The 23119-nt window shown below is 54.4% G+C and carries 28 protein-coding genes, 1 tRNA gene, 1 pseudogene and 1 riboswitch; of the genes and pseudogenes, 14 read left to right on the top strand and 16 right to left on the bottom strand.

Going from position 1 to position 23119, the window contains the following annotated elements; all coding sequences use genetic code 11:
• Positions 1-297 precede the first annotated feature (297 nt).
• Complete coding sequence (locus WMO24_RS14310) at positions 298-522, bottom strand: hypothetical protein (protein WP_349217041.1); 225 nt, start codon at positions 520-522, stop codon at positions 298-300.
• A gap of 5 nt (positions 523-527) precedes the next feature.
• Positions 528-968, bottom strand: a complete 441-nt coding sequence (locus WMO24_RS14305; RefSeq protein ID WP_494338181.1) for a recombinase family protein — start codon at positions 966-968, stop codon at positions 528-530.
• Between the two features lie 346 nt (positions 969-1314).
• On the opposite strand from WMO24_RS14305, the gene WMO24_RS14300 reads away from it, so the two are divergent.
• Both WMO24_RS14300 and WMO24_RS14295 read left to right on the top strand, forming a co-directional pair.
• A complete protein-coding gene (locus tag WMO24_RS14300) occupies positions 1315-1617 on the top strand; it encodes a type II toxin-antitoxin system RelB/DinJ family antitoxin (protein WP_349217039.1) in 303 nt (100 codons plus the stop codon).
• Positions 1614-1922 (top strand): type II toxin-antitoxin system RelE/ParE family toxin, encoded by a 309-nt coding sequence (locus WMO24_RS14295; protein ID WP_349217038.1) that lies wholly within the window; start codon positions 1614-1616, stop codon positions 1920-1922. Before WMO24_RS14300 ends, WMO24_RS14295 begins: the two co-directional genes overlap by 4 nt.
• Before the next feature lie 15 nt (positions 1923-1937).
• On the opposite strand, the gene WMO24_RS14290 is transcribed toward WMO24_RS14295, so the two are convergent.
• Entirely contained in the window at positions 1938-2159 is a 222-nt protein-coding gene (locus WMO24_RS14290; RefSeq protein ID WP_349217036.1) for a helix-turn-helix domain-containing protein, read from the bottom strand.
• A gap of 194 nt (positions 2160-2353) precedes the next feature.
• On the opposite strand from WMO24_RS14290, the pseudogene WMO24_RS14285 reads away from it, so the two are divergent.
• The 6 genes and pseudogenes from WMO24_RS14285 to WMO24_RS14260 form a co-directional block, all read left to right on the top strand.
• A pseudogene (locus WMO24_RS14285) lies at positions 2354-2719 on the top strand (tyrosine-type recombinase/integrase); the annotation flags it as partial.
• A gap of 182 nt (positions 2720-2901) precedes the next feature.
• Positions 2902-3210, top strand: coding sequence for a DUF6788 family protein (locus tag WMO24_RS14280; protein ID WP_349217035.1), 309 nt, complete (start codon positions 2902-2904; stop codon positions 3208-3210).
• Positions 3207-3698: a DUF3990 domain-containing protein gene (locus WMO24_RS14275; RefSeq protein WP_349217034.1), complete on the top strand. Its 492-nt coding sequence runs from the start codon at positions 3207-3209 to the stop codon at positions 3696-3698. Before WMO24_RS14280 ends, WMO24_RS14275 begins: the two co-directional genes overlap by 4 nt.
• Positions 3698-3937, top strand: a complete 240-nt coding sequence (locus WMO24_RS14270; protein ID WP_349217033.1) for a hypothetical protein — start codon at positions 3698-3700, stop codon at positions 3935-3937. Before WMO24_RS14275 ends, WMO24_RS14270 begins: the two co-directional genes overlap by 1 nt.
• Positions 3937-4152: a DUF3791 domain-containing protein gene (locus tag WMO24_RS14265; RefSeq protein WP_349217032.1), complete on the top strand. Its 216-nt coding sequence runs from the start codon at positions 3937-3939 to the stop codon at positions 4150-4152. Before WMO24_RS14270 ends, WMO24_RS14265 begins: the two co-directional genes overlap by 1 nt.
• Positions 4153-4444: 292 nt before the next feature.
• The gene (locus WMO24_RS14260; protein WP_349217031.1) at positions 4445-4816 is read left to right on the top strand and encodes a hypothetical protein; all 372 of its coding nucleotides are present in this window, start codon (positions 4445-4447) and stop codon (positions 4814-4816) included.
• Between the two features lie 319 nt (positions 4817-5135).
• Here the strand turns inward: WMO24_RS14260 and WMO24_RS14255 are convergent, their stop codons facing one another.
• The 3 genes from WMO24_RS14255 to WMO24_RS14245 are packed head-to-tail and all read right to left on the bottom strand — an operon-like array spanning position 5136 to position 7069.
• A complete protein-coding gene (locus WMO24_RS14255) occupies positions 5136-5663 on the bottom strand; it encodes a hypothetical protein (RefSeq protein WP_349217030.1) in 528 nt (175 codons plus the stop codon).
• Position 5664: 1 nt separating this feature from the next.
• Positions 5665-6351 (bottom strand): hypothetical protein, encoded by a 687-nt coding sequence (locus WMO24_RS14250; protein ID WP_349217029.1) that lies wholly within the window; start codon positions 6349-6351, stop codon positions 5665-5667.
• Positions 6341-7069, bottom strand: a complete 729-nt coding sequence (locus WMO24_RS14245; RefSeq protein WP_349217028.1) for a hypothetical protein — start codon at positions 7067-7069, stop codon at positions 6341-6343. Before WMO24_RS14245 ends, WMO24_RS14250 begins: the two co-directional genes overlap by 11 nt.
• A gap of 638 nt (positions 7070-7707) precedes the next feature.
• Between WMO24_RS14245 and WMO24_RS14240 the strand changes: the two genes are divergently transcribed.
• The gene (locus tag WMO24_RS14240; RefSeq protein ID WP_349217027.1) at positions 7708-8844 is read left to right on the top strand and encodes an IS3 family transposase; all 1137 of its coding nucleotides are present in this window, start codon (positions 7708-7710) and stop codon (positions 8842-8844) included.
• A gap of 183 nt (positions 8845-9027) precedes the next feature.
• Here WMO24_RS14240 and WMO24_RS14235 read toward each other — a convergent pair.
• A tRNA-Met gene (locus WMO24_RS14235) sits at positions 9028-9104 on the bottom strand.
• A 165-nt stretch (positions 9105-9269) separates the two neighbouring features.
• Here WMO24_RS14235 and WMO24_RS14230 point away from each other — a divergent pair.
• Entirely contained in the window at positions 9270-9416 is a 147-nt protein-coding gene (locus tag WMO24_RS14230) for a hypothetical protein (RefSeq protein ID WP_349217026.1), read from the top strand.
• A gap of 7 nt (positions 9417-9423) precedes the next feature.
• Here the strand turns inward: WMO24_RS14230 and WMO24_RS14225 are convergent, their stop codons facing one another.
• The 6 genes from WMO24_RS14225 to proB all read right to left on the bottom strand — a co-directional run bounded on the left by WMO24_RS14225 (position 9424) and on the right by proB (position 15725).
• The gene (locus WMO24_RS14225; protein ID WP_349217025.1) at positions 9424-9852 is read right to left on the bottom strand and encodes an Lrp/AsnC family transcriptional regulator; all 429 of its coding nucleotides are present in this window, start codon (positions 9850-9852) and stop codon (positions 9424-9426) included.
• Positions 9853-10129: 277 nt separating this feature from the next.
• Entirely contained in the window at positions 10130-12034 is a 1905-nt protein-coding gene (locus WMO24_RS14220) for a sensor histidine kinase (protein ID WP_349217024.1), read from the bottom strand.
• A 13-nt stretch (positions 12035-12047) separates the two neighbouring features.
• Positions 12048-12752: a response regulator transcription factor gene (locus WMO24_RS14215; protein WP_349217023.1), complete on the bottom strand. Its 705-nt coding sequence runs from the start codon at positions 12750-12752 to the stop codon at positions 12048-12050.
• Positions 12753-12880: 128 nt separating this feature from the next.
• Positions 12881-13696 (bottom strand): hypothetical protein, encoded by an 816-nt coding sequence (locus WMO24_RS14210; RefSeq protein ID WP_349217022.1) that lies wholly within the window; start codon positions 13694-13696, stop codon positions 12881-12883.
• Positions 13697-13715: 19 nt separating this feature from the next.
• Complete coding sequence (locus WMO24_RS14205; protein ID WP_349217021.1) at positions 13716-14951, bottom strand: glutamate-5-semialdehyde dehydrogenase; 1236 nt, start codon at positions 14949-14951, stop codon at positions 13716-13718.
• A 3-nt stretch (positions 14952-14954) separates the two neighbouring features.
• Positions 14955-15725 carry a glutamate 5-kinase gene (proB, locus tag WMO24_RS14200; protein WP_349217118.1) on the bottom strand — a complete coding sequence of 257 codons (771 nt, stop codon included), beginning with the start codon at positions 15723-15725 and terminating at the stop codon, positions 14955-14957.
• A gap of 130 nt (positions 15726-15855) precedes the next feature.
• Here proB and WMO24_RS14195 point away from each other — a divergent pair, with 130 nt between their 5' ends.
• From WMO24_RS14195 to WMO24_RS14185, 3 genes are all read left to right on the top strand, one after another.
• Positions 15856-16392 (top strand): GNAT family N-acetyltransferase, encoded by a 537-nt coding sequence (locus WMO24_RS14195; protein WP_349217020.1) that lies wholly within the window; start codon positions 15856-15858, stop codon positions 16390-16392.
• Entirely contained in the window at positions 16389-17636 is a 1248-nt protein-coding gene (hflX, locus tag WMO24_RS14190; RefSeq protein WP_349217019.1) for a GTPase HflX, read from the top strand. The genes WMO24_RS14195 and hflX overlap by 4 nt, the downstream gene beginning before the upstream one ends.
• Before the next feature lie 49 nt (positions 17637-17685).
• Positions 17686-17761: riboswitch (Fluoride riboswitch) on the top strand.
• Positions 17762-17813: 52 nt separating this feature from the next.
• Positions 17814-18992 (top strand): cation:proton antiporter, encoded by a 1179-nt coding sequence (locus WMO24_RS14185; protein ID WP_349217018.1) that lies wholly within the window; start codon positions 17814-17816, stop codon positions 18990-18992.
• 76 nt (positions 18993-19068) lie between these two features.
• Here the strand turns inward: WMO24_RS14185 and WMO24_RS14180 are convergent, their stop codons facing one another.
• Positions 19069-20742 carry a formate--tetrahydrofolate ligase gene (locus tag WMO24_RS14180; RefSeq protein ID WP_349217117.1) on the bottom strand — a complete coding sequence of 558 codons (1674 nt, stop codon included), beginning with the start codon at positions 20740-20742 and terminating at the stop codon, positions 19069-19071.
• Positions 20743-20914: 172 nt separating this feature from the next.
• Between WMO24_RS14180 and WMO24_RS14175 the strand changes: the two genes are divergently transcribed.
• Entirely contained in the window at positions 20915-21760 is an 846-nt protein-coding gene (locus WMO24_RS14175) for a DegV family protein (RefSeq protein ID WP_349217017.1), read from the top strand.
• Positions 21761-21779: 19 nt separating this feature from the next.
• Here the strand turns inward: WMO24_RS14175 and mnmM are convergent, their stop codons facing one another.
• Both mnmM and WMO24_RS14165 read right to left on the bottom strand, forming a co-directional pair.
• Positions 21780-22625 carry a tRNA 5-(aminomethyl)-2-thiouridylate-methyltransferase MnmM gene (mnmM, locus tag WMO24_RS14170; protein ID WP_349217016.1) on the bottom strand — a complete coding sequence of 282 codons (846 nt, stop codon included), beginning with the start codon at positions 22623-22625 and terminating at the stop codon, positions 21780-21782.
• 54 nt (positions 22626-22679) lie between these two features.
• Positions 22680-23108, bottom strand: coding sequence for a GNAT family N-acetyltransferase (locus WMO24_RS14165; protein WP_349217015.1), 429 nt, complete (start codon positions 23106-23108; stop codon positions 22680-22682).
• Between the last annotated feature and the right edge of the window lie 11 nt (positions 23109-23119).

Raw genomic sequence — 23119 nt, 5'->3', positions numbered from 1 at the left:
GCGGGCTTTTTTGTTTTGATAGAAGCGATACACCGATGTGCTGCCCTTCGATGTCAAATGATACTATTGGGATTTCATCAATTTTTATATTTCTCAACAATAATTTTGAATATTTTTACAAATCCATTTTTATTATATTATATTTTTTGTGTATAATAAATATATTTTATGTTAAATAAAGCGCCAATAAGCTCCTGTTTTCATATTGGGACGTCCCAACGCAGAAAAGTGAGTCTATTGGCACTCTTTTTAGGTTGATTCTTTTGTCCCGTATGGGTAAAGCCATATGGGACATTTCTAATCGATTAGCGACTGCAAATCTTCCAAATCGGCAATCAGCTCCCGGATACTATCCGACAAATCCATTTCATTTTCCTGCATTTCCATTTGCCATCGGATATTCTGCGCCATTGCTTTCCAGAATCGGTTGAGCAGGCTGCGGTGCATCCAGAATTGAAATTTCTGCGATATTGTGGTCTGGAATGCTTTTTCCATTATTTGCTCCATTTGTACGAAGTCCATTTTGGTCAACTCCTTTTAAAAGATTCGTTATTCTTCTGTTGGAACATTCGATAAAAGGTACTCTTGCTGACATTCATCTTCCGCATGGCCTCTGCGGCAGTAAGGCTGCCTTTGCGGTATTCGTCTAAAATAGGTTGCAGAGCCGTCCGGTCGATGGGTTTGCGGCCCTTGTATTTCCCGGCCTGTTTGGCGATGGCTTCTTTCTTACTGACGAACCCGATACCCTTGGCGTTCAGCTGTTCCATCAGTTCCAGCAGATCCCGGGTGTTTCTGGCAAAGCGGCTGATGCTCTCCACCACAATGGTAGTGCGAATCGTAACAGGATTCACACAAAGGCGTATCACTGTCTCCGGCATCGTGTTCGCGCCAGATGCGCTCGCCGCAGTAACTGCAGACAGTGGTGTCCGTTTCGGCACAAGACGGACAGACGGCTTCGTCGCCCACATACAGGGCTTCTTCCGGGCGGAGCTCTGCTCCACATTCGGTACAAACGATTTGGCTCATTTTTCTACTCCTTTTTGTTTTTAAGAAAACAGTCGGAAGCGGCCATCAGGACGGCGACCGCGAAGGTCAATGCCGCCTCGATGACCTCTTTGTTCAGGGCAGGAACATCTTTTTTGCGAACATATTCATTCCTCCTTTTCCTATCTTCAGAAGAATGATATATGTTTCAGATTTACGCGGTTGCGGGAATCAGTTGGAGCGCCAACAATGTAGCTACCAAGTGGCTACATTGTTGACAAAGTGAAATCAATCAGGGTATACTATTCTTGAGATCAGGAGGTGATCCGAATGAAAAATGTTGTTTCAGCTCCAAAGACGGATATGTTCCGGATTCGAATCAATCCCGAACTGCGCCAGCAGCTCGAAGAAGTGTATGGAAAAAACGGACTTACTCTGACAGATGCGGTCAATGTGTTTTTTCAACAATCTCTGAATGCCGGTGGATTTCCTTTCACTGTGAACGAAAACAATGCCGAGATCATAAAAGGAAAGGCGATGGCACGTCTGATGAAAGAGCTGGCAGCAGCGCAGAATGATCCTGTCACGCATTCCGAAGAAGATGTCTATGCCATGTTCGGAGTGGAAAAATGAACGTTGTGTACAAACATCTGGCTGTAGTGGATCTTCAGAGAACACAGGAATACATTGAAACGAAGCTCGGCAACCCCCAAGCGGCGCGAAAACTAATTGCATCCATTCTGCATGCAGTGTCCCTGCTGCTGGAAAATCCGATGATGGGGATTTCCATGGAAGCGAAATTCGGAATCGAGTCTTCCGTGCGCTTTTTTGTCGTTGCAAAGCAGCTGGTTTTTTATGAAATCACGGACGAAGACACTTTGACCGTACTGCGGGTATTGGATGGACGTCAGGATTATCTTTCGATTCTTTTCGGCTGAAGAGTGCCCTATCCGTCATACAGGATGCTTTTTGATGAAGTCGATCAGATCCTTTCTGTAAATTCTCCAACTTCCGCCTACTTTGCATGCCGGTAACTTGCCGCTTTGCAGCAGTCTGTAAACTGTGTTTGGATGCAGATCCAGCAATTCACTGACATCGGACGGACGAAGAACGATGCAGGCATCTTCCAACTCGTCCTCGATTGCATTTTGCTCCATTGAATAAAAAAGACTCACGATGAATCACTCCTTGTAAAAATAGTGAGAATTGCACATTACTGTGCTGTTTCACAAATTTCCACCAATTTTATCAATCACAAGACAAAATAAAATCGGCTGAATTCCCCACATGCCTGTATACAGGCGCTGGAGAATTTTCAGCCGATTTTTTATAGTGTTCAAAAGACAGACAGACAACAAAAAACAGATCTTCCTATGAAAACACGGGATATGTAGTGACGAACGAGTTCGGCAAGCCGATCGAGCCGCGCACATTCCGGGATCACTATATCCGGATCTTGAAAGCGGCCGGGCTTCCTCACTTCACGTTTCACGCGCTTCGCCATACCTTTGCCACGAGGGCAATTGAGCAGGGAATGGACGTCAAAGCACTCTCCAAGATTCTGGGCCATGCCAACGTCGGATTTACATTGGATACATACGCCCATCTGCTGGATGACCACAAGCGGGAAAGTATGATGCTGATGCAGGAACTGTACCCGCAGCCGGCTACACAAAAGCCGGAAGGAAAGCTGATTTATCTTCCGTTTACTGCTCGCAATATTGCAAAAGAATAACGCGCCGAAGAAATTCGGCGCGTTAATTTTTTATATGTAGAATTGGGGAAATATGGCGGAAGGCCTGCGCGATGTGTGAAACTCGAGAAGCATTGAAATTTGTTTGCAGAGAGAGCAAGAACAGTAAATGCACAACGTTGTGTTGATAATAGCTTAATTGTTGTGTATAATGAAAACGGGTGATGAGATTGAATTTAATGATAACCACCATTCTGAAGGAAAAAGAACGCGTCGATCGGATGCTGGAGAAATACCAAGAAGAACTGAAAAAACTCCCCAAAGGAACGATTTCCGAAAAGAAAGCCGGACAATCCACCTACTTCTATTTGAAATACCGTGATGGGAAAAAGGTGATCTCTCGATACATCCCCCAAAAGGATGCGGAGGATGTTCGAAAACAGGTGGAAAAACGCAGACATATCGAAACGATGATTCGATCTTTGCAGGAAGAACGTGCGATTGCAGAGCAAGCATTGGAGGGGCATATATGATTTTATATCATGGCAGCAATGTGATTGTGGATCAGCCTAAACTCATTCAGCAAAACCGCTTTCTGGATTTTGGTTTTGGCTTTTATACAACAACGAACAAAATCCAGGCAGTCAGCTTTGCCGATAAAGTCACAAAGCGGCGGAGATCCGGTCAAAAGGCAGTAAGCATCTACGAAATCGACGAGGCTGTTGCTTTTTCAGAATGTTCGATTCTTCGCTTTGCTGAACCGAATGAAGCGTGGCTGGATTTTGTATCCGACAACCGTTCCGGTAATTATGAGGGAAAATCCTATGATTTCATCTTTGGGCCGGTGGCCAATGATGATGTGTACAGGACATTCACACTCTATACTGCTGGAGTGCTGACGAAAGAGCAGACATTGGATCAGCTTAAAATCAAGAAGCTGTATAATCAGTTGGTATTGACTTCGGAAAAGGAACTGGCCTATCTGCGCTTTGTTGGCACAGTACCAGAGGAGGAATTTTGATGGCGGATAAAAAATTTGAAGCAATTTTGACTCTGCTTGTTCCGCAGGTTATCAATCTGATTTGTGAAAACTATCCGTTGGATGAAATGACAGCATCAAAAGAGTTTTACGAATCGAAAGTTTATTCCCTGTTGGAGCAGGAGGATACGAAGCTGTGGCATTTCAGTCCTCTTACTCTGTTCAATATGTTTGACGAAGAAAGAACGACAGGAGATTTTCAAATGCCGGAGGAGGCGTAATGATGAGCAGGCAGGGCGATTTTCTCATTTATTGTGTGGAAACCTATAAAACCGCAAAGAACCTGACGGGGAAACAGGTGGCCGATCTTTTCACCCGTTATCGGGTGTGGGAGTATGTGTACTCCTGTTTTGAGGCGCTTCATACCACAGGAGCGAACTATATCGTTGAAGATATCGACCTCTATATTGAAGCGAGAAAACCGATTATGGCGTAAATCTATCGCTGAGACGGCGCACTCACCAAATTGCTTTTGCAAAAACGGTAAAAATACTTTTTATAGTAATGCAATTTATTTCCATCAAACTCCAAGGACAGACGGACAATAAAAATGAAAAAGTAGATAAAAATTTCGCGTTTTACCCCCATTTTCAAACGTGTTTCAAAATACTTTTTGAAAGCAGCTGTCCGTCTGTCCTTTCAAAAAGGTTGGATTTTTCTCTTTACGATGGGCTGATGTGAATACTTAACTCATCTCGTATCATTTTATTGTTTCTGGATAGGAGAGAATGATGAAGAAAAAATTTGCTGTTTTTGTATCTGTAGTTGTCCTTGCAGTTGCTGTTGCGGCAGCGACTGCTATTGTTAACAGAAAGCCTACCTTGACCGGAAGAGCAATCGTCAGCAATTCCACGATTTTGATTGCGGATGAGAGTGATATGCCGGTACAGCTAAATCCAAAGACAGAAAAAGTGTTTCAGGATGTTACGATCCATACCGGTGATTTGATTCGAATTACATATGACGGCTATTTTTTGTACAGTTCTCCGGCGCAGACTGTTATCGATAAAATTCAGGTGCTGGAACGTGGTTCCATTTCAGACGTGCCCGAAAAAGCAATTGAAGCGCTCAAGGGTAACTACAAGTGGCCGATCGATTGAGTCGGTATTTTGATAAGGTGCCATTTAGGGGTAAAACTGGGGTAAAAGAGATAGAAAAGGCACATTTTGCAAAAAGAAAAGCAGCGATGAATCCTTCGATTCATCGCTGTTTTTAAGTGGCGTGTCGTTCCAAAAAAGATATTTTGGGAAATCGGATGATTTTGGCCCGGAAATTTTCACAATTCAATGCGAACGGACCTTACGTAAAAATCTGCAGTGACCAAAAAAAGTTTTCCAGAAACCACAAGGTTATGCATCGTATTTTTCTTTCAAATCAGCAAACCTGAAAACAGCAATTTAAATCCCGTCACATACTTCCTTACTCTGCAGAGTTAAGGACTTTCTGGATTTCCTTTTGCATATGTTCTTGGAGCACTCCTACGTTCAAACAATTCTCGTTATTGGCCATAATAATTATTTGCTTAAATCGTTCCTTGTCGATTTTTGGCGTGCGTTGGCTATCTTCACAAACTTTACAATAGACCTGTAAAAGATTACCGATTTTTTCGTACGTTAAGTCACACAGATTTGTATGTAGTCCTTCTAATCCCGAATATGCTGTTATACCTGGCTCCGTATCGTCTGTCCGAATACCTGCCCATTCTAAAGCATCTGAATCTATAATTAGAAATTGAGAAGCATTAACTTGGGAAGACGCTAATAAGGCAGCATTAATAGCTTTATCAATATCCTTTTTATCTAATGACTCACTGCGCCAAACCGATAAAGTATTGCTCGATGTCCGTAGGTCTTGTCCTAAAAAGTCAGCCTGAATATTTCGAAAATTGTCCGTATCCCTCAACTTAAATAGACTGGATGGCTTGGAAAGCTTTCTAACATAGTACATACTATCCCTCTATTTCGAAAACTACGCTATCAATATAGGCTCTTAGCCAAGCAGCTCTACAGTCTAAATTTTTAAGTATTGGTAGTAGACTTTTATCCTGCCAATTCTCCAGAAGAAAAACTGCATATTCTTTTACAGTATCACTTTTATGGCTAAAAAGAGATAAAAGAATCATGGGGCCCCACTCAGCAGTCTGCTGTAATTCAAAACTGCACAAGCATTTAGCTATAGCGCACAAAATATTAACGCAATCATTACGTCTAATAACAATCTCTTGAAATGCAGCACCTAAAATAGAAATTGACTTTGAAGCAATATTATCTACAACTGACCATATATAATTTTCACTTTCCTCGTCATAATTGTATAACTCTAAATATGGCATCAATTTTGATACCGCATCATTGATGAGCTTCCGTCTTTTTTCTTCATCGGTCAATGCAATAAAATCCAACAACTTATTCTCTAGCCAAAGTGGAATGCGTTGAGTTGAAAAATTGTTTGTACCTAGCGTATTGGTGGACACATTTTCTCTGCTATTTGAGCTCTGCGGATTTACTTCTCCATACTTGGGGTTATCAATAATAATAAAAAAGCTATTTTCAGAAGAACTGCTTGGCTGTCTTCGGGGAACAGTATCTTCCATCAATTCCGATCCTTGAAGATTTAAACTAAGATTAATCACCACTAATCAGCCTTTCAACATCATTCGCTATTCTTTGCGCTACTGGTGTTACAGTCTGGACAAACTGTTTCAACGCACTTACATCAAAGCGTATATTTGCATTTTTCGGCACTGTATTGATATCAATATGAAAAAGCACTGCTGCTTTTTGCCCCGTCATATCTTGCGCAGAAGTAACTTCAGTAATATAATTCACAAGTTCATCAGCTTCATTTAACTGAATATTTTCTTGCGAATTCGTTCGCATAGACCATTCAGCAAGTGGCTTTCCCTCGTAAAATGCAGCGGCTTTTAGAAGTTCCTTGCCCTTACTTTTCATTTTATCAAAGCTTTCCATTTCGCAGACTTCTTGAATATTAAGTGCTAACCTATTAGATACAGCATTTGAATTGTCGAAAAGTGCAGTAAATGCTTCAATTGCAAGTTCATAAAAATCATCCATAGAGACATCAACATCACTAGGTTTATTGTATGTGACATCAATTCTCTCATTCAGAATACTGATATTGTATTTCTGATCTTGTGTAACAAATCCAAGATTAGAAATTGCCGTAACACGATTGCTTGGAATTTCTATCTGCTGACTTGAAATTAGATTTGGAAGAAATACTTGTTTGGTTCTTTCATTGATTTTCGGCATAAGTGTAGAAATCGTTTCAGGAGTGGGGCTAATAGAAAACTTCCCAAACATAGACAATTGATAATTGATAACTGTCGCCATTCTAACGCTCTCCTTACTATTCCATTCAATTGAAAAATACTTATTGTTGACTTTAAATAGTATTTGGGGAAAATAATGCATATTACTGCTGCCACCTTTCATACAACAATCAGAGGCTGTATTAAAAAGTATGCAACAGTTTAAAGAATATTGTTACCCGTATTCTTTATTGGTTGCATATAATATGGTTCAATTGCTGACTCTATAGCAACCTATTTTTAGTATATTTCATCGCAATAATTTGGTCAAGATGCCAACCCGGAATCTTGTCAAATACTTATTGGTCTCATCTCACAAGGCTATTATGTTTCACTATACATGTTCAGCTAAATGCCACCGCAAGGTTAGGTTGATTTTTCCTTTATATAATGGTATTCTAGAATTAGAAAAGAAGCATAAGATTCCCTTATTTAAGGGAGGATTCGAATGAAACCAAAAGTGGTCCAGCTTATCCCTTTGTCACCACCCAAAGTCAATATACTATGTCGTATGAACCGTCTTGATTTTTCAAGGCGGTTTTTTGTTGTTATGTTTCAGAAAGGAGCATTTGTATGAAAAAAGCAAAGAATTCGTCTGTCGATAGGCAGAACACCAGTTGCTCGTCCCTTTCCATCAATCAGCACAAGGAGGAAACACTTATGAAAACAAATGAACATCCTATCGAACTGGTCCAGAAGTGCTGTGCCGAATACTATGATGGCAAGCCCGTAACAGAAATCAGCAAAGAAAATCAAGTGGCCCGCTGCACTATTTACCGATGGCTAAAACAATACAAAAACCTGTCACCGGATTTAATTCCCACCCAAAGAGCCCTCAGCGACCTGCGAAAAAAGCAGCAGCGGACGGAGCAGATCTGTCAAATTCTGAAAGCGGTTAATTGTACGGCTTCCGATCCGGTTTCGGTAAAGCTCTCTGAGTTGGAAAGACTTCTGGATCAGTATCCCATCCGGGTCCTCTGCGATGCCCTGGAAGTCAACCGCGGGACTTTCTACAATCACATGAAAAGCAAACAAGAACCTTCCCTTCGTACTCAGCGAAGGAAAGACCTTTCTGCGGCTGTCAAAGAGGTTTTTGAGGAAAGCCACGGGTTGTTCGGATCCGATAAAATTCTTGCCGTACTGCAAACCCAGGGATACAAAACCAGCAAAAAGACCGTCCTCGACATCATGCATGATCTGGGACTTTCCAGCTTCCGCACCACTGCTAAGGCAGATTACAAAAAATGGGTGAAGCTTCAGGGAAATCCCAATGTTCTAAACCGCCAATTCAACGTCAGTGCGCCCAACACGGCATGGGTGGGAGACTGCACCCAGTTTGCAGTGTGCGGCAAGAAATACCACATCTGCGCCATCCTGGATCTGTATGCCAGAAAGGTGATTGCCTACAAAATCTCTCCCCGGGCAAGCACCCAGTTGGTGACTGCCACCTTCAAGCAGGCCTTTGAGCAAAGGAAGCCCGGCAAAGATCTGATCTTCCACTCTGACCGGGGATGCCAGTATACCTCCCAGGCCTTCCGAACTCTTCTGCGCGATTACCATGTGACTCAATCCTTCTCCAAAGGGGGCACACCTTATGACAACGGCGTGATGGAGTCTTTCTTCTCCTCCCTGAAGCAAGAAGAACTGTACCGAAGCTCCTACCGGTCTGAAAACGAATTCAAGAAAAGGGTTTCCGAATATATGAAGTTCTACAATAAAAGGCGTCCTCATCGCGCCAACCAGTACAAAACACCGGATGAAGCGGAGAACGCCTTTAATGAAAAAAATACAGGCTGAAACTGTTGCAGAAGCTGGTTCAAATAAGGGGGCTTGAAGCTGTTTATGATCAAAAATGAGAAAGTTTGAATATTTGTGTCGCAGGAGGCCAAATGCCGGAAAACCCTGATATGACAATACAAAACGGGAGTCAAGTTTCGTCCGATCTCACCGGATCGTTCAGAACTTGACTCCCATTCAATATGGTTGCGGAGGCAGGATTTGAACCTACGACCTTCGGGTTATGAGCCCGACGAGCTACCGGACTGCTCCACTCCGCGATCTCTTGCACCCTCTTCTTGGGTGCTAAATTATCTTATCATATTCTGGGGCTTGTGTCAATACCGAAATTTTTGTGAAATCTATTTTTTCTACATGGTTTTTTCATCTCTGAAGCATACACTAAATAAAAGCCGTTTTTTAACCGCACAAACAGGAGTTTTTTCATGGATCTCACTTTTCTCTTTCTTGTCCTTGGCATTCTTGCCGCTGCTGCAACGCTGGTGGCCTACGCCTGCATTGTGGTGGGCGCACGCAGCGAACAGCCGCCTGACAGCTCCTTCTTTGCCAAAGACAACCGTCACAAACAATAAAAAACGCTTACACCCGTGTACGCTTATCCACCGGCGTGGAGAGAATGATCTGGCTGCTGGTCTGCCCCAGCTTCTGAAACCGGTTGATGAGATGCTCCAGCGCCGCAATGCCCGAGCAATGCACCTTCACGATGAAGCTGTGCGCCCCCGTGACATGGAAGCACTGCTGCACCCCTTCCTGCATCTCCGCCATGTTTAAAAAGCGGTCCCGGTCTGACGGGGACACGGAAATGCTGATGAGTGCGTCAATGGCGTTTTTGTCCGGCTTTTCGCCCAACACCACCGTATAGCCTTCGATGACGCCCCCTGCTTCCATACGGCGAATGCGCTCGCTGACAGCCGGGCTGGTGAGCGCCACCCGCTGAGCGATGTTCTTCACGGTCATGCGGCCGTCCTCTTCCAGCAAACGCAAAATTTTGCGGTCCAACTCATCCATTGATTTTCCCTCGCATACAACTTTCTAATGTTTTTAAGTTCAAATCACCGTTCAATTTTTTAAATAAGAATTAACTGAAAACCTTTCCCCTTTTCTTTATTATATTATCCTAAACCTGGTTTGTAAACAACAAAATAAAGCATTTTCAGGGGTATTGGTTTGACAAAATAAGCAAATTCGGTAAAATGATAACTGCAATAAAGATTTCACCTAAATTTATTTATACTTTCCCACCCCTCTATGCAAAAGGAGCCGCTGCAAAGCGGCTCCTTTTGCTTTACGCGTTTTTCTCCTGCAGATCGGGCGGGTTTGCGGGGGCTGCAGCGAAGGAAAGCGTCACCGTAAAGGCATCGCCCCGGATGGAAACCTTCAGCCGGCCGCCGAAGCTGTTCATAAAGCTTTCGGCAATGGACAGGCCCAAACCGCTGCCCTCGGTGGTGCGCGATTTATCCCCCCGGACAAACCGCTGAAGGATCTCCTCTTCGGTAAAATCCATCTCATAGCCCGCGGTATTGGTCAGCGACAGGCACACCTGATCGGGGCGGGATTCCACTTCCAGATAAATGCGGGTCCCCTGCAGCGAATAGCGCAGGGCATTGTCCAGAATGTTCTGCAGCACCCGGTACAGACGCCGGTTCTCGGCAAAGACCCAGGCGCTTTCCGGCAGCGTGGGACGCACGGGAATGCCCGCTTTTTCCACCGCGTCGCCCATATCCGCCAGCGTCTGATGCACGGCCATGACCAGGTCCAGCGGCTCCAGAATCACGGTTTCTTCGCCGCTGGTGGCTTTGGACAGGGTGAACAGGTCATTGACCGTATGGCTCAGCCGCTCGGATTTTCTGCGCAGGATCTTCACATAATCCGCGGCCTCGGCAGGCAGGTCCTGCTTTTCCAGCAGATCCAGATAGCCGATGATGCTGGTGAGGGGCGTTTTCAGGTCATGCGACACATTGGTGATGAGCTCCACTTTCATGCGCTCGCTTTTCAGGGCGCTGGCCAGGCTTTGCTTGACGCCCTCGTCCAGGCGGGCAATTTGAAGAGAGGTTTTATGCAGCGGGCTCTCCTCAGGCAGCGTGGGGCGAGTCTCCTGCCCCGACGCCGCGGCCTCCACCTGATCGGTGAGCGCATCCAGCGCACGGCCGTCCCGCGCCTGCATGACCAGCAGATACAGCATACCCGCCACGCACACCATGCCCAGCAGCAGGGCCGTGGCCAAAATCAACAGGCGGGCCCCAAAGAACACATACAAAAACAGACACAGAAGGACGCACAGCGTCATGCAGGACATTCCCGTCCACAGAATGCGGCTGACCGCCTGACGGCCCACCCGGCCGGAAACGCGCCAGGTTTCGCCCCGGCACAGCCAGGCGATGCCCCGGCAGATGTGGTGCAGGATGCTGTCGGCCCACAGACGGCCCGCTTTGGCCTTGCGGGCCAGGCTCAGCAGCAGCGCCAGCCCCACCAGGCCGATGGCTAAATCAATGGCCATCAACGCGTACGCCTGATCGCCGCGCAGGCTGTCGGACGTGACCAGCAGCGCCATCATCAGCAGCACAGCCAGGATGGCCTCGACCCCCAGCAGGATCTCGGTGGGCCAGCGGTCCACAAACAGCAGGTGCAGTTCGTTGTCCTGCCCGGTGCGGCCTGCCACGGCCAGCAGGTACACCACCAGAAGGCCGATGGCGGCCATCACAAACCAGAAGCTTTGCTGCCACTGCTGAACAAAGGCATAATCCCGGTCGTATTCCTCTTCCATCTGCTGCATATAGTCTTCGTCCATCACAAGGATGAGGTCATCTGCATTGCTCCAGCTGCTTATTCCGTACCACATCTGCCGCGTCTCCTCGGAGGTGCCGTCCGGAACGATGAGTTCATTCTCCGTATAACGATAGACCCAGTCGCCCCCGGCCCGGGCAATCTGTTCCAGGTCCCGGTCGCTGTTGGTCCAGACATCCTCTCCGGCGCGGATCAGATACTCGTAATGGATCTCGCCGTACACACGCCCCTCCTGGGTTACCACAGCACAGTCGTTGAGTGCCGACGCCACCACATTGACGTACCGGGTGGAATCGGTAAACTGCGGCTGGGTCGTATACACGTCACTCAGATCGATGCGCCGGACGGTCATGCCCAGACCCGCCAGCGCCACCAGCGCCGTGAGCACAAAGGCCAGAAACTTCAAAACCGGGCTGCGGCTAAATTTTTTCCATCTTGTAACCAAGGCCCCACACCACCTTCAAATAATTTGGATTTTTGGGATCGATCTCGATCTTTTCCCGGATGCGGCGGATGTGCACCATGACCGTATTTTCCACGCCGAAGCCCGGCTCGTTCCAGACGTGCTCGTAAATTTCCGACGCGCTGAACACGTGACCCGGATTTTCCATGAGAAACTGAACAATGCGGTATTCGGTGGCGGTCAGGCGCACCGGTTCGCCGTCCACCTCCAGAATTTTGGCCTGGGTGTCCAGGGCGAGGCCGCCCAGCTGGATCACGCCCGGCCGGGCGGGGGCGCCCGCCACCGTGCCCAGCGTCATGTAACGGCGCAGAAGTGCCTTGACCCGGGCGGCCAGTTCCATGGGATTGTAGGGTTTTGTCATGTAGTCGTCGGCACCGATGGACAAGCCGGCAATTTTGTCCGCGTCCTCGGTTTTGGCGCTGAGCAGCAGAATGGGCACGTTTTTCTCGCGCCGGACCTGCATGGTGGCGGACAGGCCGTCCATCCGGGGCATCATCACATCCAGGATGATGAGATGCACGGTCTGCTCGTGCAGGATCTCCAGCGCCTCCAGCCCGTCGTAGGCCCGCAGGACCCGATGGCCGTCCAGCTCCAGCAATTTGGCAATGGCCCCCACAATCTCCCGGTCGTCGTCCACGACCAGAATGGTCGCCTGTTCCATGATGCACCGCTCCTTCCGATGGTTTCAGGATACCTCATCTTTTTTACGCTGAGGGCAGGGAAAAACTTACGATTTTCTTAAAACAGCACAGAAAAAGCCCCGCATGGAATCCATGCGGGGCCATGGGGTCATTCCACGGGGTCTTCGGGCAGCTGGCTCTGGGCCACCGAGGAATCGGTGGGCAGGCTGTTGGCCAGATCGTCCATGACTTCCTGCGGCGCGGTCACCACAGATTCCGCCGCGACGGAAGAGCTGGAAGCAGTTTCCGGCTTCATCTCGCTGGCCACGATGGCCGACAGATAATATTCACCGTCGATTTTGGTGAAAATATAGTCCTGATACTTGGTGGGGGTGATGTCCATATTGGAGCTGAACTCGCCGCCCGCGCTGAAGGGAGACAGATATCCCACCGTGACGCGCTTGGTATCGCCCTCGCGCTTGATGCGCTCCACCTTGGGGAAATAGTCGTTGACCGCGCTGGTGACCGGCAGCAGATAGGCCTGCTTTTCGGCCACATACTCAAAGGTCATGCCGTGGTCCTCAAAGGTCTCGTAGGTGAACTTGAAGTCCGGGCCGTACAGTTCGGCGGCGGCCTTGTCGATGTCGATGGTGGGCAGGTACATGGCGCCCGTCTCGTCGTGTTCATAGCTGCTGGAATCGCCGATGCAGCTCCAGATCAGCGCGTTGAGCAGTGTGTTCTTGTTGGCTTCGTCCAGGCTGTCGAAGGGGGTGGGGTCCAGGGCCACCAGGTTGCGCAGCCGCAGCTCGTAGGCCTCTTTCTCCTCGGTGTCGTCAAACAGCGCCGCGCCCAGCTGAATGCCGCCGGACACCACGCTGAACAGGCCGATGACCACCAGAACGCAGACCACCGCGCCCAGCAGCTGCCGCAGACGGCGGCGCCGGCGCAGCGCGCTCAGCTCTTTGCCTTCAGGTTGTGTTGCCATAATGTTTCTCCTTCCGGGCTCAGCGCACCTGGCCGTCGCCCTCAATGATGTATTTGTAGCTGGTCAGCTCACACAGGCCCATGGGGCCGCGGGCGCCCAGCTTCTGGGTGGAAATGCCCATCTCGCAGCCAAGGCCGAACTCGCCGCCGTCGGTGAAGCGGGTGGAGGCATTGACGTACACCGCGGCCGAATCCACCCCGGCGCAGAAGGCGTCGGCAGCGGCGCGGTCCTGCGTGACGATGGCCTCGCTGTGGCCGGTGGAATGCGCGGCGATGTGCGCCACCGCCTCCTCCACGCTGCCCACCACTTTGACGGCCAGAATGTAGTCCAGGAACTCGGTGTCAAAGTCCCGCTCGCCCGCGGGCGTGCCGGGGATGATGGCCGCCGCTTCCGGGCACAGGCGAAGCTCCACATGCTTTTCGTCCAGCGCCTGTTTCAGACGCGGCAGGAACACGGGCGCCACGTCCCGGTGCACCAGGCACACCTCTTCGGCGTTGCACACCGAGGGACGGCTGGTCTTGGCGTTGTACACGATAGCCACGGCCTTGTCCAGGTCGGCGGCACGGTCCACATACACATGGCAGATGCCGGTGCCTGTCTCGATGCAGGGCACTTTGGCGTTCTCCACGCAGGCGCGGATCAGGCCTGCGCCGCCCCGGGGGATCAGCAGGTCCACCAGGCCGCGGGCCTCCATCAGCTGCGTCGCGCTGGCGCGGGTGGTGTCCTCCACCAGGTTGACCAGTGTTTCCGGCGCGCCGTTTTCCCGCAGCGCCGCGCGCAGGGCGGCCACGATGGCGGTGTTGGAATGGATGGCCTCTTTGCCGCCCCGCAGAACGCACACATTGCCGCTTTTCAGGGCAAGGGCCGCTGCGTCAGCGGTGACATTGGGCCGGCTTTCGTAAATGATGGCGATGACACCCATGGGCACCCGCACCTTGCGGATGACCAGGCCGTTGGGCCGGGTGATCTCACTGAGCACGTCGCCCACCGGGTCCGGCAGGTCGGCCACGGCACGCAGGCCCTGGGCCATGGCGGCCACGCGGTCGCCTGTCAGGCGCAGCCGGTCGATCATCACCGGGGCGATGGTGGCCCGGGCGGCCTCCACGTCCTGATCGTTGGCGGCCAGGATGTCTGCCTGATGCTGCACAAGGCTGTCCGCCATGGCCAGCAGAAGGCGGTTTTTCTCTTGGGTGGACAGGGCGGCCGCCGCACTCTTCGCGGCTTTCGCGCCCTGCAGCAGTTCCTGAGTGGTCATGGTTCACATCTCCTTTGCAAGAAACAACGTGCCCACGGTGACGCCGTCCACAATGTCGTACAGGCGGGTGGGGTCCTCGCCGTTGGCGATGATCATGGGCACCCCATGGGAAGTGGCCATTTTGGCCGCGCCCAGCTTGGTGATCATGCCGCCGGTGCCCTGCCGGCTGCCCGCGCCCCCGGCGGCCGCCTCCATCTCCGGCGTGATGTGTTCCACCACGCTGATGAGCTTGGCGTCCGGATGGGTGTGGGGATCGGCGGTGTACAGGCCGTTGATGTCGGACAGAAGGATCAGCAGGTCCGCCTGCACGCTGACGGCCACAATGGCGGACAGGGTATCGTTGTCGCCCACCTTGATCTCGGCGGTGCTGACGGTGTCGTTCTCGTTGATGATGGGGATGGCGCCCAGCTCCAGCAGGCGCTCCAGCGTGCGTTCGATGTTGTGGCGGCGCTCGGGGTCGTTCACGTCCTCGGCGGTCAGAAGGATCTGCGCCACGGTGTGGTTGTAATCGGTGAACAGCTTGTCATAGGTGTACATCAGTTCGCACTGACCGACGGCGGCCGCCGCCTGCTTGGTGGCGATGTCCGCGGGACGGCTTTGCAAAAGCAGCTTGCCCACGCCCATGCCGATGGCGCCCGAGGAAACCAGCACCACCTGATGGCCCGCGTTCTGCAGATCGGCCAGCGTCTTGCACAAAAGTTCCACACGGCGGATGTTCAGCCGCCCGGTTCCATGGGCCAGCGTGGATGTGCCCACCTTTACCACGATTCGCATCATTTTCCCCCCATTTTTCATCCTGCATATAGATATATAGTATACCATAGCTCGCGCGAGAAATCAAAAGGTTTGACGCAAACCGGTGTTTCGCCGTATAATGGGAAAAACTTTGCAAGGAGGCGGCCTCATGACCGATGTGCTTTCTACGCCCCGGCTGGTGCTGCGGCCCTTTGTGCCCGAGGACGGGGCGGAAATGTTCCGGGTGTGGGCCAGCGACCCGCAGGTGACCCGGTTTCTGCGCTGGACGCCCCACAAAGACGAGGCGGAGAGCCTGGCGCTGGCCCGGCAATGGGCCGCCGACCGGCAGGCGCACCAATGGGCCATTGTGCGCGGCTGCGACGGGCAGCTGATGGGCTCCATCGGCGTGGTGCCCGCCGAGGACGACCCCGCCCTGTGGGAGCCGGGTTACTGCCTGGGCCGGGACTTCTGGGGAAAAGGATACATGACCGAGGCGCTGGACGCGGTGGTGCGCCACCTGTTTGCAGACCACGGCGTTGACCGGCTGGGCTGCTGCCACGCCGCCGCCAACCCGGCCAGCGGCCGGGTGATGGAAAAGGTGGGCTTTCACTACACCCACGACGTGATGTGCCACAAGTTTGACGGGACGCCGCTTCCCTGCCGATCATACATTTTATACAAAGAGGAATATTTAAGCAAATTATGACAGAAGACGGAATGATGAACGTTGTGCTGTTCGGGCTGGACCTGGGCGCGTACGACATGGACAAAAGCATGGATGAACTGGCGGCGCTGGCCCAGGCCAACCACATGGTGGCGGTGGCCCGGCTGGTGCAGAAGCGGGATGTGCCGGAGAGCGCCACCTATCTGGGCGAAGGACGGCTGGCCGAAGGGCGGCTGCTGTGCATGAACCTGGGCGCGGAGTGCGCCATTTTCGATGCAGAGCTGTCGGGAAGCCAGATCCGCAATCTGGAGCAGATTCTGGAAGTGCCGGTGATGGACCGGACCATGCTGATTCTGGAAATTTTTAAAAACCGCGCGGTGACCAACGAGGGCAAGCTGCAGACCGAGCTGGCCACGCTGCGCTACCGGCTGCCGCGGCTGGCCGGGCTGGGCGAGAGCCTGTCCCGTCAGGGCGGCGGCGGTGCGGGCGGCGGCGGCGCGCGCCGCGGTGCGGGCGAAAGCAAGCTGGAGTACGACCGGCGCCATGTGCGCCGGCGCATCGAAGCGCTGAGCCAGCGGCTGGAAGAGATGGAGCGCCGCCGGGAACAGACCCGCAAAAGCCGCCGGAAAAGCGGCGTGCCGGTGGTGGCGCTGGTGGGCTACACCAACGTGGGCAAGTCCAGCCTGCTGAACCGGCTGTGCGGGGCCGATGTGCCCGCCCAGGACATGCTGTTTGCCACGCTGGACCCCACGGCCCGGCGGCTGACCCTGCCCTCGGGCCTGACGGTGGTGGCGGTGGACACGGTGGGTTTTGTGAGCCGCCTGCCCCACGGGCTGGTGGAGGCCTTCAAGAGCACGCTGGAAGAAGCCGCCTATGCGGACGTGATTGTAAAGGTGTGCGACTTGTCCGACCCCGAGGCATCCCAGCAGCTGACGGTGACGGACCAGGTGCTGGACTCGCTGGACTGCGGGGACATTCCCCAGCTGACGGTGTACAACAAGTGCGACCGGGCGCCGGGCGCCACGCCCTTTGACACCAGTGCCATCTGCACCAGCGCGGCCACCGGCTACGGGATGGACGCCCTGCTGGCCCGGCTGGACCAGGTGCTGGCGGACCGGGTGCGCCGGGTGGCGGTGCTGCTGCCCTACGACAAGCTGGCGCTGGCGGGGCACATCCGCGCCCAGGGCACCATGCTGACCGAGGAGTACCGGCCGGAGGGCGTGTACTGCGAAGGCGTGGTGAAGGCGGCGGACCTGCACCTGTTCGTGCCCTATTTTGCGGACTAGTGCCCGAACCGAAAAGTTTTGCTTGCAAATTTGCCGCGGCTGTGGCATACTGCTGAAAGGGAATGAAGTTCTCCCCTGGCAATCGGCCAAAACCGCTTTTCAAAGCTGATGACTTCTGTGATCTTGGAATCGCAGGGGGCATTGGCTTTTTTTGTTCCCTGCAAAAGGAGGAACCGTATGTTATTTTCTCTGGCGCTGATTTTTCTGTGCGGCATGGGGCTGGGCAGCCTGTTTCAAAAGCTGAAGCTGCCCGCGCTGCTGGGCATGCTGCTGACGGGCATTCTGCTGGGCCCCTCTGTGCTGAACCTGCTGGACGGGTCCATTCTGGCGGTCTCGGCCGACCTGCGGCGGATCGCTCTCATCATCATTCTGACCCGGGCGGGGCTGAACCTGGACCTGGCGGACCTGAAAAAAGTGGGGCGGCCCGCGGTGCTGCTGTGCTTTGTGCCCGCCAGCTTTGAAATTCTGGGTGCTTTGGTGCTGGCGCCCCGCCTGCTGGGCCTGAGCCTGACCGAGGCCGCGGTGCTGGGGGCGGTCATCGCGGCGGTGTCGCCGGCGGTGGTGGTGCCCAAAATGCTCAAGCTGATGGACGAGGGCTACGGCACCCGGCAGAGCATTCCCCAGATGATTTTGGCGGGCGCATCGGTGGATGACGTCTTCGTGATCGTTCTGTTCACGTCCTTCACGGGACTGGCGGCCGGCGAGGGCGTGGCGGCGCTGGACTTTGCCAAGATCCCCACCTCCATTGTGCTGGGGGTGGCGGGCGGCGTCGCCTGCGGCTGGGTGCTGGCGGAACTGTTCCGGCGGGTCCACATGCGGGACAGCGCCAAAGTGGTGCTGCTGCTGAGCACGTCCTTTCTGCTGGTGACGCTGGAAGACGCCCTGCCCGGGCCGGTGAGCTTTTCCGGTCTGCTGGCGGTGATGGCCATGGGCATTGCCCTGCAATACCGCCGGGGCCAGGTGGCGGCGCGTCTGTCGCAGAAATACGCCAAGCTTTGGGTGGCGGCGGAGCTGCTGCTGTTCGTGCTGGTGGGCGCCGCGGTGGATGTGGGCGCTGCGGCCGAGACCGGTCTTGCGGCCGTGGGGCTGATTTTCGGGGCCCTGTGCTTCCGCATGGTGGGGGTGCTGGTGTGCACCCTGGGCACCCGGCTGACCGGCCGCGAACGGCTGTTCTGCATGCTGGCCTACACGCCCAAAGCCACGGTGCAGGCGGCCATCGGCTCGGTGCCGCTGGCCATGGGGCTGGCCTGCGGGCAGACGGTACTGGCCGTGGCGGTGCTGGCCATTCTCATCACCGCGCCCCTGGGGTCGGTGGCCATCGAAAGCACCTACCGGCGGCTGCTTCAAAAAGAATAAAAAGAGCCGGTCAGGCAATGCCTGACCGGCCTTTTTTCATTGACAGCACTTGCGACACAAGCCGCAAGCCTTTTCCTCAGAACAATCCGCTGATGACACCGTTCTCATCCACGTCGATGCCTTCGGCCGCCGGTTTTTGGGGCAGGCCCGGCATGGTCATGATGCTGCCCATGACCGCTACCACGAAGCCCGCGCCCGCGGACAGGCGCAGCTCCCGCACGGTCATGGTAAAGCCGTCGGGCGCCGCCAGCAGTTTGGCATTGTCGCTGAAGGAATACTGGGTCTTGGCGATGCACACCGGCAGCTTGTCGTAGCCGGCGTCGGCCAGCTCCCGCAGCTGCTTCTGGGCCGCGGCGGAGAAAACCACCTCTTTGGCGCGGTAAATGTTGCGGCACACCGCGCGGATCTTATCGGCCACAGGCAGATCGTCGGCATAGGTGAAGTGCACGGGCCGTCTGTCCAGAATGCCCAGCACGTCCTCGGCCAGCTCCAGGCCGCCTTCACCGCCCTTTGCAAACACCTCGCTGAGGGCGCAGGGCACGCCCAGGCCCGCGCAATAGTCCCGCAGGAACTGGTGCTCTTCCGCAGAGTCCGTGGGGAAGGCGTTGATGGCCACGCACACGGGCATGCCGAACTGCTTCTGCATGTTCTCCACGTGCCGGGCCAGGTTGGCGCTGCCGGCTTCCAGATATTCCAGATTGGGCACGCCCAGCTGCTCTTTGGGGCAGCCGCCGTGATGTTTCAGCGCCCGCACGGTGGCCACGACCACCACCGCCGCGGGCGCGATGCCCGCCATGCGGCACTTGATGTCCAGGAATTTCTCGGCGCCCAGGTCCGCGCCGAAGCCCGCCTCGGTGACCACATAGTCCGCCAGCTTCATGCCCAGCTTGGTGGCGATGACGCTGTTGCAGCCGTGGGCGATGTTGGCGAAGGGGCCGCCGTGGACCAGCGCGGGGGTGTGTTCCAGCGTCTGGACCAGGTTGGGGTCAAAGGCGTCCTTCAGCAGAGCGGCCATGGCGCCCGCCGCGCCGATCTGACCGGCGGTGACGGGTTCGCCCGCGTAGGTATAACCCACCACGATGCGGGCCAGGCGCTCTTTCAGGTCCTTCAGGTCCGTGGCCAGGCAGAAAATGGCCATGACCTCGCTGGCCACGGTGATGTCGAACCCGTCCTCGCGGGGGGTTCCGTTCACCTTGCCGCCCAGCCCGTCGGTGATAAACCGCAGCTGGCGGTCGTTCATATCCACGCAGCGCTTCCAGGTGACGCGGCGCGGGTCGATGTTCAAAGCATTGCCCTGATAAATGTGGTTGTCCACCATGGCCGCCAGCAGGTTGTTGGCCGCGCCGATGGCGTGCAGATCGCCGGTGAAATGCAGATTGATGTCCTCCATGGGCACCACCTGGGCGTAGCCGCCGCCGGCCGCGCCGCCCTTCACGCCGAACACGGGGCCCAGGCTGGGCTCCCGCAGCGCCAGAATGACCTTTTTGCCCATGCGGTGCAGCGCGTCCGCCAGGCCCACGCTGGTGGTGGTTTTTCCCTCACCCGCGGGCGTGGGGCTGATGGCCGTGACCAGAATGACCCGTGCGTCGGGCTTGTCCGCCATGGCCTTCACCAGACGGTGATCCACCTTGGCCTTGTACCGGCCGTAAGGGATCAGTTGTTCTTCGGCCAGACCCAGTCGCTGGGCGACGGCGCCGATGGGCTCCATCACGGCCTCCTGTGCGATTTGAATGTCGCTTTTCATGGCAATGCTCCTTCTTTCTTTGGAATGTTTCCGGCTTTTTTCATCTTACCAAATTGAGCGGACAAATACAAGCCGTGGCCGTGCGCTGTGCGTTGACTTTTGAGCGGGGCAACGGTACAATAAGGACAGGAATACCTGCGGAGCAAAACGGTGTTTTTCCGTGGAAATGAGGTTTTTAATGAACATTCAGATCATTGTTGACAGCTGCTGTGACGTGACCGACGCCTTGCGCAACGTGCTGAGCCTCTCGCTGGCCAGTTTGAAAATCACCGTGGGGGAACATTTTTACGAGGACGACGGCACCATTGACACGGGTGTGCTGGTGGCGGACATGAAGGCCTGCCGGACCGCCCCGACCACGGCCTGCCCCTCTCCGGAAGAATACGCCGCCCTGATGAGCCAGGCCGATGCCAGTTTGGTGGTGACGCTGTCCAGCAAGCTGTCCGGCAGTTACAACGCGGCCTGCGTGGGCCGGGACCTTGCCCTGGAAGAGTCCCCCGAAAAGAAGATCCATGTGTTTGATTCCGAGAGCGCGTCCGCGGGCGAGACCCGCATTGCTCTGCTGCTGCGGGACATGATCGACGGCGGCATGGGCTTTGAGGAGATCGTGGAAAAGGCCACGGCCTTCATTGCGAATATGAAAACCCACTTTGTGCTGGAGGACCTGGGCAACCTGGTGAAGAACGGCCGCATTTCCCGCACTGCGGGCTTTGTGGGCACCATGCTGAACCTGCGCCCCATCATGGGGGAAAACGGCCACGGCGAGATCATCCCGCTGGAAAAAGTGCGCGGCACGGCCAACGCCATGCGCCGTCTGGTGGAACTGGTGGCCGAGGAGACCGACCATCTGCCCGCGGCCAGCAAACTGCTGGTGCTGAGCCACTGCAACTGCCAGGAGCGGGCCATGCAGCTGAAAAAGGCCTTTTTGGAACGATGCGCCGTGTTCAAGGACGTGATCGTGGTGCCCACGGGCGGGCTTTCCACGGTGTACGCCAACGACGGCGGCATTGTGATCGCATTTTAAAAAAGAAAGCGCGTTCCCTTCAGCAGGGAACGCGCTTTTTTATGCAGATCGGCACCGGCGGCAGGCCCGGCCGGTCGGAAAACAGCTCCACTTCCACCTGATACCGGCTGGAAGGAAGGTCCCGGACAAAGGCCAGCACGGCGTCCCGCTCCACGGTGCCCTGCCGGCCGCCCGCATAGGCGCACACGGTCAGCACGCCGCCCGGGCGCAGCAATTCCAGCGCGGTTTTCAGCGCCGGAATGCTGGTTTGGGGCACGGTGAACACCCCGTGGTCCGCGCCCGGCAGATAGCCCAGATTGAACACCGCGCCGTCCACGGTGCCCGGCCGGGCATAGTGCGCCAGGTTGGCGTGGCTGTCGCACACCACCTGCGCCTGCCCGTACCCCAGCGACGCAAGCCGCTGCCGGGTGGCCTGCACCGCCGCGGGCTGAATGTCCATGGCCAGCACCCGGCCCGTGGGGCCCACCAGGCCGCACAGAAATGCGGTGTCGTGCCCGTTGCCGGCGGTGGCGTCCACCGCGAACATGCCCGGACCCAGGTGCTGCGCCAAAAAGCCGTGAACGATGCTGAGGGCATTGCGCTGAACGGGGGCGCAGCGCACCAGCTGCCCGTCCTGGGGCTGAAAACCGAATTTTTCCAAAAAAGGGCGCAGAGCCGCACTGTCCGGCGCGGTCAGCCGCTCTTTGGGGCCGATGCCGCTCTGTTTCAGCGCCTGCCGGTACAGGTAGGTGCCGTAGCCCTTGCGCCGCCAGGCCTCCTGGACCCAGATGCCCGTGAGGCGGCCGGGTTCCAGCGTCAGCCAGCCCAGCACCAGGCCGTCCCGCACCAGTTCAAACCGGTCTGTTTCTCTTCGCACCGAGAGCATGCGGCTCTCCCCCTTTCGGTCAAAAAGGCCCCGGCATGCGCCGGGGCCGATGGTTTATTTCAGGCTGCGCCAAAAGCCGTACTGACTTTTGGAAAAACCGCGCTTTTCCAAAAACTCCTGGCTTTTGATGTTGACGCGGGGACAATAGGCATACACGCTGGAGCAGCCGATGGTCTTCAGGTGGGTGGTCACGCTGAGCAGCATGCCCCCGCCGATGTTGCGGCCGCGAAAGGCGTCCTTCACATAAAAGTCGTTGATGTAGCCCACATTGGCGCACTGACACAGAGACATGCGCACCTCCACGTCGGCGAAGCCCACGGCCTCAGCCCCGTTGTAGGCCAGCACCACCCGGCGGCCGGGCTGGTCCAGCGCCGTCTGCAAATGGGCCAGAAACACCTCTTTGTCCACCGGTTCCTGCCGGTAGGCACAAACCAGTTCATACAGTTTTTCCCCTTCTGAAAGGGTGACATTGCGCACAATCATCCTCGCCGTCT

It is taken from the genome of Ruthenibacterium intestinale (assembly GCF_040096265.1).
In the GTDB taxonomy this organism is placed as follows: domain Bacteria; phylum Bacillota; class Clostridia; order Oscillospirales; family Ruminococcaceae; genus Ruthenibacterium; species Ruthenibacterium komagatae.
The sequence above is the reverse complement of the archived record's forward strand: the minus strand, read 5'-3'. Positions and strand labels throughout refer to the sequence as shown.